Source organism: Pseudomonas sp. AE27, from assembly GCF_037113495.1.
GTDB classification, from domain to species: domain Bacteria; phylum Pseudomonadota; class Gammaproteobacteria; order Pseudomonadales; family Pseudomonadaceae; genus Aquipseudomonas; species Aquipseudomonas palmensis.
In genome coordinates this window covers 3,729,711-3,742,856 of sequence record NZ_CP146966.1, presented here as the reverse complement: position 1 = coordinate 3,742,856, position 13,146 = coordinate 3,729,711, and the positions used below count along the sequence as shown (strand labels likewise).

General features: G+C 63.8%; 15 protein-coding genes. All 15 read left to right on the top strand.

The genetic code is table 11. From position 1 onward, the window contains the following. Positions 1 to 42: 42 nt before the first annotated feature. Positions 43 to 429, top strand: a complete 387-nt coding sequence (iscU, locus tag V9K84_RS17270; RefSeq protein ID WP_002552476.1) for a Fe-S cluster assembly scaffold IscU — start codon at positions 43 to 45, stop codon at positions 427 to 429. Positions 430 to 457: 28 nt separating this feature from the next. Beyond that, positions 458 to 781: an iron-sulfur cluster assembly protein IscA gene (iscA, locus tag V9K84_RS17265; RefSeq protein ID WP_043864464.1), complete on the top strand. Its 324-nt coding sequence runs from the start codon at positions 458 to 460 to the stop codon at positions 779 to 781. 8 nt (positions 782 to 789) lie between these two features. Next, entirely contained in the window at positions 790 to 1,311 is a 522-nt protein-coding gene (hscB, locus tag V9K84_RS17260) for a co-chaperone HscB (RefSeq protein WP_043864465.1), read from the top strand. Between the two features lie 41 nt (positions 1,312 to 1,352). After that, positions 1,353 to 3,215 (top strand): Fe-S protein assembly chaperone HscA, encoded by a 1,863-nt coding sequence (hscA, locus tag V9K84_RS17255; RefSeq protein WP_088515311.1) that lies wholly within the window; start codon positions 1,353 to 1,355, stop codon positions 3,213 to 3,215. 3 nt (positions 3,216 to 3,218) lie between these two features. After that, positions 3,219 to 3,560 (top strand): ISC system 2Fe-2S type ferredoxin, encoded by a 342-nt coding sequence (gene fdx, locus V9K84_RS17250; protein ID WP_043864467.1) that lies wholly within the window; start codon positions 3,219 to 3,221, stop codon positions 3,558 to 3,560. Positions 3,561 to 3,574: 14 nt separating this feature from the next. Beyond that, positions 3,575 to 3,775 (top strand): Fe-S cluster assembly protein IscX, encoded by a 201-nt coding sequence (gene iscX / locus V9K84_RS17245; protein WP_054916604.1) that lies wholly within the window; start codon positions 3,575 to 3,577, stop codon positions 3,773 to 3,775. 91 nt (positions 3,776 to 3,866) lie between these two features. Further along, positions 3,867 to 4,292 carry a nucleoside-diphosphate kinase gene (ndk, locus tag V9K84_RS17240; RefSeq protein WP_043864469.1) on the top strand — a complete coding sequence of 142 codons (426 nt, stop codon included), beginning with the start codon at positions 3,867 to 3,869 and terminating at the stop codon, positions 4,290 to 4,292. 28 nt (positions 4,293 to 4,320) lie between these two features. Continuing rightward, on the top strand, positions 4,321 to 5,469 hold the full coding sequence (gene rlmN / locus V9K84_RS17235) for a 23S rRNA (adenine(2503)-C(2))-methyltransferase RlmN (RefSeq protein ID WP_054916603.1): 1,149 nt from the start codon (positions 4,321 to 4,323) through the stop codon (positions 5,467 to 5,469). A 7-nt stretch (positions 5,470 to 5,476) separates the two neighbouring features. Continuing rightward, a complete protein-coding gene (gene pilW / locus V9K84_RS17230) occupies positions 5,477 to 6,235 on the top strand; it encodes a type IV pilus biogenesis/stability protein PilW (RefSeq protein ID WP_043864471.1) in 759 nt (252 codons plus the stop codon). Beyond that, positions 6,235 to 7,227 carry a RodZ domain-containing protein gene (locus V9K84_RS17225; RefSeq protein ID WP_088515312.1) on the top strand — a complete coding sequence of 331 codons (993 nt, stop codon included), beginning with the start codon at positions 6,235 to 6,237 and terminating at the stop codon, positions 7,225 to 7,227. The genes pilW and V9K84_RS17225 overlap by 1 nt, the downstream gene beginning before the upstream one ends. Before the next feature lie 3 nt (positions 7,228 to 7,230). Beyond that, the gene (ispG, locus tag V9K84_RS17220; RefSeq protein ID WP_043862521.1) at positions 7,231 to 8,340 is read left to right on the top strand and encodes a flavodoxin-dependent (E)-4-hydroxy-3-methylbut-2-enyl-diphosphate synthase; all 1,110 of its coding nucleotides are present in this window, start codon (positions 7,231 to 7,233) and stop codon (positions 8,338 to 8,340) included. Positions 8,341 to 8,368: 28 nt separating this feature from the next. Further along, positions 8,369 to 9,658: a histidine--tRNA ligase gene (gene hisS, locus V9K84_RS17215; RefSeq protein ID WP_054916601.1), complete on the top strand. Its 1,290-nt coding sequence runs from the start codon at positions 8,369 to 8,371 to the stop codon at positions 9,656 to 9,658. Positions 9,659 to 9,697: 39 nt separating this feature from the next. Then, positions 9,698 to 10,339, top strand: a complete 642-nt coding sequence (locus tag V9K84_RS17210) for a tetratricopeptide repeat protein (RefSeq protein ID WP_043862519.1) — start codon at positions 9,698 to 9,700, stop codon at positions 10,337 to 10,339. Further along, positions 10,332 to 11,483, top strand: a complete 1,152-nt coding sequence (gene bamB / locus V9K84_RS17205; RefSeq protein WP_088515313.1) for an outer membrane protein assembly factor BamB — start codon at positions 10,332 to 10,334, stop codon at positions 11,481 to 11,483. The genes V9K84_RS17210 and bamB overlap by 8 nt, the downstream gene beginning before the upstream one ends. A 117-nt stretch (positions 11,484 to 11,600) precedes the next feature. Beyond that, positions 11,601 to 13,064, top strand: a complete 1,464-nt coding sequence (gene der / locus V9K84_RS17200; protein ID WP_043862517.1) for a ribosome biogenesis GTPase Der — start codon at positions 11,601 to 11,603, stop codon at positions 13,062 to 13,064. Positions 13,065 to 13,146: the final 82 nt, after the last annotated feature.

Sequence of the window (13,146 nt, the reverse complement as noted above, 5' to 3'; positions counted from 1 at the left end):
TCGCCAGCAAGAGCGGCTCTCTGATGAGGAAGGAATAGCACCATGGCTTACAGTGAAAAGGTCATCGACCACTACGAAAACCCACGCAACGTCGGCAAGATGAATGCCGAGGACCCGGATGTCGGTACCGGCATGGTCGGCGCGCCTGCGTGCGGCGACGTGATGCGCCTGCAGATCAAGGTCAACGAGCAGGGCGTCATCGAAGATGCCAAGTTCAAGACCTACGGCTGTGGTTCGGCCATCGCTTCCAGCTCCCTCGCTACCGAGTGGATGAAGGGCAAGACCCTGGACGAAGCCGAAACCATCAAGAACACCCAGCTGGCCGAAGAACTGGCGTTGCCGCCGGTGAAGATCCACTGCTCGGTACTCGCCGAGGACGCCATCAAGGCGGCCGTGCGCGATTACAAGCAGAAGAAAGGTTTGCTCTAAGTTCGCCTGTTGCAGGTAAGGAGTCTCGATGGCTATCAGCATGACAGAAGCCGCCGCCAACCACGTGCGGCGCTCCCTCGAAGGACGCGGCAAGGGTGACGGCATTCGCCTGGGCGTTCGCACCACCGGCTGCTCGGGCCTGGCCTACGTGCTGGAGTTCGTCGACGCGCCGGACAGCGAGGACCAGGTGTTCGAAAGTCACGGCGTCAAGGTGATCATCGACCCGAAAAGCCTGGTGTACCTGGACGGAACCGAACTGGATTTCGTCAAGGAAGGGTTGAACGAAGGCTTCAAGTTCAACAATCCCAACGTGCGCGGTGAGTGTGGCTGCGGCGAAAGCTTCAACGTCTGAGGCTGCGCGTGGGTACTCCTTGTCATTTCGCCCTGTTTGACCTGCAGCCGGGCTTTCGCCTGGACCTCGACAAGCTGGCCGCGCGCTATCGCGAGCTGGCCCGCGAGGTTCACCCGGACCGCTTCGCCGATGCCCCCGAGCGTGAACAGCGCCTGGCGCTGGAGCGCTCGGCCGGCCTCAACGACGCCTACCAGACCCTCAGGAGTGCGCCCAAGCGGGCGCGCTACCTGTTGGCGATGGGGGGCCACGAAGTGCCGCAGGAAGTCACTGTCCACGACCCCGAGTTCCTCTTCCAGCAGATGCAATGGCGAGAAGAGCTCGAAGACCTGCAGGACAGTGCCGACCTCGATGGCGTGGCCGCGTTCAAGCGCCGCCTGAAGGTCGCCCAGGAAGCACTCAACGAGGACTTCGCCGCCTGCTGGGAGGATGCTGCGCAGCGTGAACAGGCCGAGCGCCTGATGCGCCGCATGCAGTTCCTCGACAAGCTCGCCTATGAAGTGCGCCAGCTGGAAGAGCGCCTCGACGATTAACCCGGTGGCGCCGTTGGCGACACCCCTGGTATCAGATAAGCATGGCCCTACTGCAGATCGCCGAACCCGGTCAGACGCCACAGCCCCATCAGCGCCGCCTGGCCGTGGGCATTGACCTTGGCACCACCAATTCGCTGGTCGCTGCATTGCGCAGCGGCATTTCCGAACCGCTGCCAGACGCCGAGGGCCGGGTCATCCTGCCGTCGGCGGTGCGCTATCGCGCCAACCATGTCGACGTGGGCTACAGTGCCCGTGACGCGGCCTCCAGCGACCCGCTGAACACCGTGCTGTCGGTCAAGCGCCTGATGGGGCGCGGCCTGGCCGACGTCAAGCAACTGGGCGAGCAACTGCCCTACCGCTTTGTCGGCGGCGAGTCGCACATGCCGTTCATCGACACGGTGCAGGGCCCGAAAAGCCCGGTGGAAGTCTCGGCCGACATTCTCAAGGTGCTGCGCCAGCGCGCCGAAGCCACCCTGGGTGGCGAGCTGGTCGGCGCGGTGATCACCGTGCCGGCGTACTTCGACGACGCTCAGCGCCAGGCCACCAAGGACGCTGCGCGCCTGGCCGGGCTGAACGTGCTGCGCCTGCTCAACGAACCGACCGCTGCGGCTGTGGCCTATGGCCTGGACCAGAACGCCGAAGGCGTGGTGGCCATCTATGACCTGGGCGGCGGCACCTTCGACATTTCCATCCTGCGCCTGACCGGCGGTGTGTTCGAGGTGATGGCCACCGGCGGCGACAGCGCCCTGGGCGGCGATGACTTCGACCATGCGGTGGCCGGCTGGATCATCGAGCAGGCGGGCCTGTCTGCCGACCTCGACCCCGGCACTCAGCGTCAACTGCTGCAAGCTGCCTGTGCGGCCAAGGAAGCGTTGACCAGCAGCGATGTCGTGTCCGTGAGCCATGGCGCCTGGCAGGGCGAGCTGACCCGTGCCGGCTTCGACGCGCTGATCGAACCGATGGTGGCGCGCAGCCTCAAGGCCTGTCGCCGCGCCGTGCGCGACAGTGGCATCGAGCTGGATGAAGTCGAAGCCGTGGTCATGGTCGGTGGTTCCACTCGCGTGCCGCGTGTGCGCGAGGCGGTGGGCGCGCTGTTCGGGCGTACCCCGCTGACCGAGATCGACCCCGATCAGGTGGTGGCCATCGGCGCCGCGATCCAGGCCGATACCCTGGCCGGCAACAAGCGCGACGGCGGCGAACTGCTGCTGCTCGACGTGATTCCGCTGTCCCTGGGGCTGGAAACCATGGGCGGGTTGATGGAGAAGGTGATCCCGCGCAACACCACCATCCCGGTTGCCCGTGCCCAGGAATTCACCACGTACAAGGACGGCCAGTCGGCCATGATGATCCACGTGCTGCAGGGTGAGCGTGAGCTGATCAGCGACTGCCGCTCCCTGGCGCGCTTCGAACTGCGCGGCATCCCGGCCATGGTGGCCGGTGCGGCGAAGATTCGCGTCACCTTCCAGGTCGACGCCGACGGCCTGCTCAGCGTTTCGGCGCGCGAGCTGGGCTCGGGTGTGGAATCGAGCATTCAGGTCAAGCCGTCCTACGGCCTGACCGACGGCGAGATCACTCGCATGCTCAAGGACTCCTTCGAACATGCCGGCTACGACAAGGTGGCGCGCCAGCTGCGCGAGCACCAGGTCGACGCCGAGCGTCTGCTCGAAGCGGTGCAGGGCGCGCTGGACGCCGATGGCGAGCGCCTGCTGGACGCCGAAGAGCGCCTGGCGATCGAACAACAGATGCAAGACTTGCGTGATTTGATGAACGGTACCGATGGCGCCGCCATCGAGCAGCAGACCAAGCGTCTGTCGCAAGTGACCGATGCCTTTGCCGCCCGTCGCCTTGATTCGACGGTAAAAGCCGCTTTGGCCGGGCGCAACCTGAATGAGATCGAGGAATAACTGATGCCGCAGGTGATTTTTCTGCCCCACGAGAAGTTCTGTCCGGACGGAATGGTGGTGGAGGCCGAAACCGGTAAGTCCATCCTTGAAGTGGCCCATGACAACCACATCGAGATCGAAAGCGCCTGCGGCGGCGTCTGCGCCTGCACCACGTGCCACTGCGTGATCCGCGAGGGTTTCAACTCGCTGAACGAGGCCGACGAGCTGGAAGAGGACTACCTCGACCGCGCCTGGGGCCTGGAGCCCACGTCGCGCCTGACCTGCCAGGCCAAGGTCGGCACCGAGGACGTGACCGTCGAGATCCCGAAATACTCGCTCAACCACGCCGCCGAAGCGCCGCACTGACCGTTGGAGTCATCATGAGCCTGAAATGGGTTGATGTACTTGAAATTGCAATTCAGCTTGCCGAAAGCAAGCCGCAAGTCGATCCTCGCTACGTGAATTTCGTCGAACTGAGCCGCTGGGTGCAGGCCCTGCCCGACTTCAGCGACGATCCGAACCGTGGCGGAGAGAAGGTGCTTGAAGCCATTCAGGCCGCCTGGATCGAAGAAGCCGACTGAGCGCACTCGGCAGGTTAGGCAATCCCCCGGAACCCGCGTATAATTCGCGGGTTTAATTTTTCGCTTCACTTACTGTTTCTGGAGTTACACCATGGCTGTTCAACGTACTTTCTCCATCATCAAGCCTGACGCCGTTGCCAAGAACGTGATCGGCGAGATCACCACCCGTTTCGAAAAAGCCGGCCTGCGCGTCGTTGCCTCGAAACTCAAGCAACTGTCCAAAGCCGAAGCCGAAGGCTTCTACGCCGAGCACAAAGAGCGCGGCTTCTTCGGTGACCTGGTTGCCTTCATGATCTCCGGCCCGGTCGTTGTACAGGTTCTGGAAGGCGAAAACGCCATCGCTCTGAACCGTGAGCTGATGGGCGCCACCAACCCTAAAGAAGCTGCTGCCGGTACCATCCGTGCCGACTTCGCCGAGTCGATCGACGCCAACGCCGTTCACGGTTCGGACTCCGAAGCCGCTGCTGCTCGCGAAATCTCGTACTTCTTCGCAGCTACCGAGGTAACCGCTCGCTAAGCGACAGCTTACGAGTGAGGGTGAATCCATGACGACATCGACTGGTAAAACTAACCTGTTGGGCCTGACCCAGCCGGAAATGGAAAAATTCTTCGAGTCCATCGGGGAGAAGCGTTTCCGTGCCGGCCAGGTAATGAAATGGATTCACCACTTTGGCGTCGATGATTTCGACGCCATGACGAATGTCGGCAAGGCCCTGCGCGAGAAGCTCAAGGCCGTTGCCGAGATTCGCGGCCCCGAAGTGGTCAGCGAGGACATCTCCAGCGACGGCACCCGCAAGTGGGTGGTGCGCGTGGCGTCCGGCAGCTGCGTCGAGACCGTGTACATCCCCCAGGGCAAGCGTGGCACCCTGTGTGTCTCGTCCCAGGCCGGTTGCGCCCTGGACTGCAGTTTCTGCTCCACCGGCAAGCAAGGATTCAACAGCAACCTCACCGCCGCCGAAGTGATCGGCCAGGTGTGGATTGCCAACAAGTCGTTCGGCAGCATTCCCGCCACCATCGACCGCGCCATCACCAACGTGGTGATGATGGGCATGGGTGAGCCGCTGCTCAACTTCGACAACGTGGTCGCCGCCATGCACCTGATGATGGACGACCTGGGCTACGGCATTTCCAAGCGCCGCGTGACCCTGTCCACCTCCGGCGTGGTGCCGATGATCGACCAGCTGGCCAAGCACATCGACGTGTCCCTGGCGCTGTCGCTGCACGCACCCAACGACGCCCTGCGCAACGAGCTGGTACCGATCAACAAGAAGTACCCGCTCAAGATGCTGCTCGAGTCGTGCATGCGCTACATGGCCGAACTCGGCGAGAAGCGTGTGCTGACCATCGAGTACACCCTGCTCAAGGACGTCAACGACAAGCTCGAGCACGCGGTCGAGATGGTCGAGCTGCTCAAGAACATCCCGTGCAAGATCAACCTGATTCCGTTCAACCCGTTCCCGCACTCCGGCTACGAGCGTCCGAGCAACAACGCGATCCGCCGCTTCCAGGACCACCTGCACCAGGCCGGCTACAACGTTACCGTGCGCACCACCCGTGGCGAGGACATCGACGCGGCCTGTGGTCAGCTGGTGGGACAGGTGATGGACCGCACGCGCCGCAGTGAGCGCTATATCGCGGTACGGCAGCTCAATGCCGACGCCGATATGCCGCAAACCGGCGCGGCGGGCAACTGAGGCCGACATGGGCCTGCGCGCCGCGCTGCCAACCCTGTTGCTGACGCTGCTTGCCGGCTGCGTCGGCAGCGGCAGTTCCGACCCGCTGCAAAGCGGCAAGGGGCGCGAAGAGGCACGCCAGGCCTATGTGCAACTGGGCCTGGGTTATTTGCAACAAGGTTTGACCGAACGCGCCAAGGTGCCGCTGAAAAAGGCCCTTGAACTGGACGCTCGCGACCCGGCAGCCAATGCCGCGCTGGCCCTGGTGTTCCAGCGCGAGGACGAACCGGCGCTGGCCGAGGGGTATTACCGCAAGGCCCTGGCTGCCAACCCCGACGACCCCCGTATTCGCAACAATTTCGGCAGTTTCCTGTATGCACAGGGGCGCTATGCCCAGGCGCAGCAGATGTTTCGCCAAGCGGCGGCCGATACCCTGTATCCTGAACGCTCCCGGGTTTTCGAGAACCTTGGCCTGACCGCCATCAAGCTGGGTCAGCGCGAGCAGGCGCGTGAACACCTGCAAAAGGCTTTACGGCTCAACCAGCAGCAACCGCGCGCGTTGCTCGAAATGGCTGAGTTGTCTTACGAAGACAGGCATTATGTGCCGGCGCGCGACTACTACGATCGTTTCAGCCAGCTGAGCGATCACGGCCCCCGCAGCCTGCTGCTGGGTTCGCGCCTGGCAACTGTATTCGAAGAACCTGACAAGGCCGCCGAACTGGGCGTGCAATTACAACGACTTTATCCCGGTACGCCGGAATATCAGCAATACCTGTCGGAGCAATGATGAAAGCGGCGCATCCCGAAGTAGCAGCAGCGACTCGCCAGAATCCCGGTGAGACCTTGCGTCAGGCCCGTGAAAGCAAGGGCTTGTCGCAGGCCGAAGTGGCCCGCAAGCTCAACCTGACCGTGAGTTCCCTGAACAACCTTGAAACCGGCGCGTTCGACAAGCTGCCAGGGCATACCTTCGCCCGCGGCTATATCCGTGCCTACGCCAAGCTGTTCGAGATGGACCAGGCCGAACTGGTGCTGGCCTTCGACCAGGCCACCGGCAGCAATTCCCAGGGCAGCGACGTGCATGCGCTGGGGCGTATCGAAGAGCCGGTACGCCTGTCGCACAACATCCTGCGCATCGTCAGCCTGTTGCTGCTGATCCTGGTGATCGGCGGTGGCTTCTTCTGGTGGCAGGACCAGACCAGCCTGCGCGGCAAGGACCTGGCCAGCCTGGCCATGGAACACGTCGAGGTCGAGAGCGCCGACGGTACCACCCAGATCCACCCGCTGGACGAGCCTGAAGACCAGGCCGTGGCCCAAAGCCAGGAAGCGCCGGCTGCCAGCGCACCGGCCGAGCAGGCCCAGCCTGCCACCGACGAGGCTGCCGCACAGGCCCCGGCCGCCAGCAACCCGGCGCCAGCTGCGCCTGCCGCACCCGTAGCCCCGGCTCCCGTAGCGCCGGCCCCTGCGGCCAGCGCCCCGGCTGTGGCTGCCGCCCCTGCGCCTGCCACCCCCGCTGCGCCAGCGGCTGCACCGGCTGCCGGCAGCGCCTCGTTGCACATGCAGTTCGTTGCCGATTGCTGGACTTCGGTCACCGACGGCAACGGCAAGGTGCTGGTCAATGCCACCAAGCGCAAGGGCGAGACCCTCGAGCTCACCGGCAAGCCGCCGTTCGCGGTACGCCTGGGCTTTGCCCGTGGCGCACAGATCAGTTTCAACGGCCAGCCCGTCGACGTGGCGCCGTTCACCAGTGGCGAGACTGCTCGCCTGAAGTTGGGACAATAAGTCATGCACGGCGAATCTCCGATCAAACGTCGCGAATCGCGCAAAATCTGGGTAGGTAATGTGCCTGTCGGCGGCGATGCACCCATCGCCGTCCAGAGCATGACCAACACCGACACCAACGACGTCGATGCCACCGTCGCACAGATCACCCGCCTGGTGGATGCCGGCGTCGACATCGTGCGCGTCTCGGTACCGGACATGGACGCGGCCGAAGCCTTCGGCCGCATCAAGCAGCGGGTCAGCGTGCCGCTGGTGGCCGATATCCACTTCGACTACCGCATCGCCTTGCGCGTGGCCGAGCTGGGTGTGGACTGCCTGCGCATCAACCCCGGCAACATCGGCCGTGAAGACCGCGTGCGCGCGGTGGTGGATGCCGCGCGTGATCGCGGCATCCCTATCCGTATCGGCGTCAACGCCGGCTCCCTGGAAAAGGACCTGCAGAAGAAGTACGGCGAGCCCACCCCGGCGGCCCTGGTCGAGTCGGCCATGCGTCACGTGGAGCACCTCGATCGCCTGGACTTCCAGGACTTCAAGGTCAGCGTGAAGGCCTCCGACGTGTTCATGGCCGTCGAGGCCTATCGCCTGCTGGCCAAGCAGATCGTGCAGCCGCTGCACCTGGGCATCACCGAAGCCGGCGGCCTGCGCTCGGGCACGGTGAAATCGGCCGTGGGCCTCGGTATGCTGCTTGCCGAAGGGATTGGCGATACTATCCGCATCTCGCTTGCCGCCGACCCGGTCGAGGAAGTGAAGGTCGGCTACGACATCCTCAAGTCGCTGCACCTGCGTTCGCGTGGCATCAACTTCATCGCCTGCCCGAGCTGCTCGCGGCAGAACTTCGATGTGGTCAAGACCATGAACGAGCTAGAAGGGCGCCTCGAAGACCTGCTGGTACCGCTGGACGTGGCGGTGATCGGCTGTGTGGTCAACGGCCCCGGCGAAGCCAAGGAAGCCCACGTGGGGCTCACCGGCGGCACGCCGAACCTGATCTACATCGATGGCAAGCCGGCGCAGAAGCTGACCAATGACAACCTGGTGGATGAGCTGGAAAAACTCATCCGCCAGAAAGCGGCCGAGAAGGCCGAGGCCGACGCGGCAGTGATTGCCCGCGGTTGACCGACACCGATTTCGTTAAGGATTTACCGTGAGCAAATCGCTGCAAGCCATTCGTGGCATGAACGACATCCTGCCCGAGCAGACCCCGCTGTGGCGCTATTTCGAGAGCACCGTGGCCGGCCTGCTGGACACCTACGGCTATCGCCAGATCCGCACCCCGATCGTCGAGCCGACCGAGCTGTTCAAGCGCTCCATCGGTGAAGTGACCGACATCGTCGAAAAAGAGATGTACACCTTCGCCGATCGCAACGGCGACTCCCTGACCCTGCGCCCCGAAGGCACCGCCGCCTGCGTGCGCGCCGTGCTCGAGCACGGCATCAGCGGTGGTGGCCAGGTGCAGAAGCTCTGGTACATCGGCCAGATGTTCCGCCACGAGCGCCCGCAGAAGGGCCGCTATCGCCAGTTCCACCAGATCGGCCTGGAGGTGTTCAACCTCGACGGCCCGGACATCGACGCCGAGCTGATCGTGCTCACCTGGCGCCTGTGGGGCCTGCTGGGCATCCGCGATGCGGTCAAGCTCGAACTCAACAGCCTGGGTACCAGCGAAGCCCGCGGCCGTTACCGTGACGCGCTGGTCGAGTTCCTCTCGGCGCGCCTGGAGCAACTGGACGAAGACAGCCAACGTCGCCTCAAGACCAACCCGCTGCGCATTCTCGACAGCAAGGACGCCAACACCCAGGCGGCGCTGGTGGGTGCACCGAAGCTCGAAGACTACCTGGACGAAGAATCGCGCGTGCACTTCGAGGGGCTCAAGGCTCGTCTGGACGCCGCCGGCATTCCGTTCGTGATCAACACCAAGCTGGTGCGCGGCCTGGACTACTACAGCAAGACCGTGTTCGAGTGGGTCACCGACAAGCTCGGTTCCCAAGGCACCGTATGTGCCGGTGGCCGCTACGACGGCCTGGTCGAGCAGATGGGCGGCAAGCCGACCCCGGGCGTGGGTTTTGCCATGGGCATCGAGCGTCTGCTGCTGCTGATCGAGACCCTGGGCCAGGTGCCCGAGTCGATTTCGCGTCAGATCGACGTCTACCTGTGCGCCTTTGGCGAACAGGCCGAACTCGCCGGGCTGGCCCTGAGCGAGCGTCTGCGTGACCGCCTGCCGGGCTTGCGCCTGCAGGTCAATGCCGGTGGCGGCAGCTTCAAGAGCCAGTTCAAGAAGGCCGACAAGAGCAACGCTCTGTATGCCTTGATCCTGGGGGACGACGAACTGGCGCAACAAGTGGTAGGTTTCAAACCCCTGCGTGGTCAGGGCGAACAACAAAACATTGCCTGGGATGCTCTGGCCGAGCACCTGGAAGCTTCCCTCGCGCAGGCGTGAAGCGGGTCAACAGCCGATTTGGTGAAAAGGAGTATTGGGGTGTCGAGTAGCGATGATGAACAACTGGCCGCATTCAAGGATTGGTGGCAGCGCAACGGCAAACCACTGCTGACCGGTGGCCTGTTGGCGCTGGTGGTAGTGTTGGGCTGGCAGACCTGGCAGAAGTACCAGGGCAACCAGTCCCAAGGTGCTTCGAACCTTTATCAGGCCCTGCTTGAAACCACCCTGACGCCGACCGGCCAGCCGGACATGGCCCAGGTCGCGGACCTGTCGGGCAAGCTCAAGAGCGAGTTCGGCGGCACGGCCTACGCGCAGTACGCCAGCCTGTTCGTGGCCAAGGTCGCGGTCGAGAGCGGCAAGCTCGACGACGCCGCCAGCGAACTGAAAAGCGTGCTCGACAAGCCGGCCGACGCCACCCTGGGCGAAATTGCCCGTCAGCGCCTGGCCCGTGTACTGGCCGCGCAGAACAAGGTCGATGACGCCCTGAAGCTGCTCGATGGCGATGCCGACAAGGCCTTCCTGGCCAGCCGTGAAGAACTCAAGGGCGACCTGCTGGTACAGCTGGGTCGCGCCGATGATGCTCACGCCGCGTATCAGAAGGCCAAGGCCGCGCTGTCGGATGACGCCGCGATCGGTGGCCTGCAACTCAAGCTCGACGACCTTGCCAAAGGGGATGCGTGACGTGATCGGTTGGAAACATGCAGCAGTGCTGGCCGTGGCCCTTCTGGCCGTTGGTTGCAGCAGCAACAGCAAAAAGGAACTGCCGCCGGCCGAGCTGACCAAGTTCACCGAAGAGGTGGTACTGAAGAAGCAGTGGAGCCGTTCGATCGGTGACGGCCAGGGCGAGAGCTTCAACATGCTCGTCCCGGCCATCGAGAACGACCGCATCTACGCCGCCGATGTGACCGGCGTGGTGATGGCGCTGGACCGCATGAACGGCGACGTGATCTGGAAGAAAGACCTCGACCTGCCGGTATCCGGTGCGGTGGGTGTCGGCTACGGCCTGGTCATGCTCGGCACCCTCAAGGGTGAAGTGATCGCCATGGATGCCAGCACCGGCGAAGAAAAGTGGCGTGCACGGGTCACCAGTGAAGTACTGGCGCCCCCGGCGACCAACGGTGACGTGGTGGTGGTGCAGACCCAGGACGATCGCGTGATCGGCCTGGATGCCAGCACCGGCGACCGCCGCTGGATCTACGAAAGCACCCCGGCCGTACTGACCCTGCGCGGTACCGGTGCGCCGATCGTGACCAACCGCCTGGCCGTGGCCGGCCTCTCGACCGGCAAGGTCGTGGCGCTGGATACCCAGAATGGTGTGCCGGTCTGGGAGCAACGCGTTGCCGTTCCGCAAGGGCGTTCCGAGCTGGACCGCGTGGTGGATATCGACGGCGGCCTGCTGCTGTCGGGCGGTGTGCTGTACGTGGCCAGCTACCAGGGGCGCGTCGCCGGCCTCGATCTGGAAAGCGGTCGCGTGCTGTGGCAGCGCGATGCCTCCAGCTACGCCGGTGTGGCCCAGGGCTTTGGCAACGTCTACGTGAGCCTGGCGTCCGGTACGGTCGAAGGCATCGACGAGCGTTCTTCGTCGGCGCTGTGGAGCAACGACTCGCTGGCCCGTCGCCAGCTGTCGGCACCGGAAGTGTTCTCCAGCTACGTGGCCGTGGGTGACCTGGAAGGTTACCTGCACCTGCTGAGCCAGGTGGACGGCCGCTTCGTGGGTCGCGAGCGCATCGACAGCGATGGCCTGCGTGCACGCCCGCTGGTGGTAGGTGACATGATTTATGTGTTTGGCAACAGCGGCAAACTCGAGGCGCTGACCATTCGCTGAGTCTATGCTTGAGGCCTGCGGGCCTCGGGCTGCGGCGCCTTCGGGGCGCCGCCCGAACTCCGGCCGCTGCACTGCAGCGGCCTTTGTATTTTTTGAATTCAAGCAGTGGAGAGCCGCATGGTTCCCGTAATCGCCCTGGTGGGCCGACCGAACGTCGGCAAATCTACAATGTTCAACCGCCTGACCAGGACCCGCGATGCCATCGTTGGCGACCTGTCTGGCCTGACCCGTGACCGTCAATATGGCGAGGCGCGCTGGCAAGGGCGCTCCTACATCCTGGTCGACACCGGTGGTATCTCCGGTGACGAACATGGCATGGACGAAAAAATGGCCGAGCAGTCGCTGCTGGCCATCGAAGAAGCCGATGTGGTGCTGTTCCTGGTCGATGCCCGTGCCGGTCTGACCGCTGCCGACCAGATGATTTCCGAGCACCTGCGCAAGCGCAACAAGCGCTCGTTCCTGGTGGCCAACAAGATCGACAACATCGACCCGAACACCGCCATTGCCGAGTTCGCACCGTTGGGTATGGGCAACGCCATCGGCGTGGCCGGCGCCCAGGGCCGTGGCGTGAACAACTTGCTCGAGGCTGTGCTCAGCGACTTCCCGCGGGACAAGGAAGAAGAAGAGATCGACATGAACGTCGCCGAGGGCGAGGAAGCCGTGCGCATTCCTGGCCCCAGCGAGAAGGATGGCATCAAGATCGCCATCATCGGTCGCCCCAACGTCGGCAAGTCGACCCTGGTCAACCGCATGCTCGGTGAAGACCGTGTGATCGTGTACGACCAGCCCGGCACCACCCGCGACAGCATCTACATTCCCTTCGAGCGCAACGACGAGAAGTACACGCTGATCGACACCGCCGGTGTGCGCAAGCGCGGCAAGATCCACGAGGAAGTCGAAAAGTTCTCGGTGGTCAAGACCCTGCAGGCGATCAAGGACGCCAACGTGGTGATCTTCGTCATGGATGCCCGCGAAGGCGTGGTGGACCACGACCTGAACCTGCTGGGTTTCGCACTGGAAGCCGGTCGCGCCATCGTGATCGCGCTCAACAAGTGGGACGGCATGCAGCCGGGCGAGCGTGACTACGTGAAGACTGAGCTGGAACGCCGGCTGTTCTTCGTCGACTTTGCCGACATTCACTTCATTTCGGCACTGCACGGCACTGGCGTGGGCAACCTGTACCAGTCGGTGCAGAACTCGTTCAAGTCGGCGGTCACCCGCTGGCCGACCAGCCGCCTGACCCAGATCCTCGAAGACGCGGTCAGCGAGCACCAGCCGCCGATGGTCAACAGCCGTCGCATCAAGCTGCGCTATGCCCACCTGGGGGGTGCCAACCCGCCGATCATCGTGATCCACGGCAACCAGGTGGAGAAGGTGCCCAAGTCCTACTCGCGCTACCTGGAAAACACCTACCGCCGTGTGCTCAAGCTGGTCGGTACGCCGATTCGCATCGAGTACAAGGGTGGCGAGAACCCGTACGAAGGCAACAAGAACACCCTGACCGACCGCCAGGTCAACAAGAAGCGCCGCCTGATGTCGCACCACAAGAAGTCGGCCAAGAAGCGCAAGGACAAGCGCTGATGGTGCGGGAGCCGGCCTTGCCGGCGAAATGGGCAGCGCGGATCAACTGAACCGCGCTTACCCTTTCGCCAGCAACGCTGGC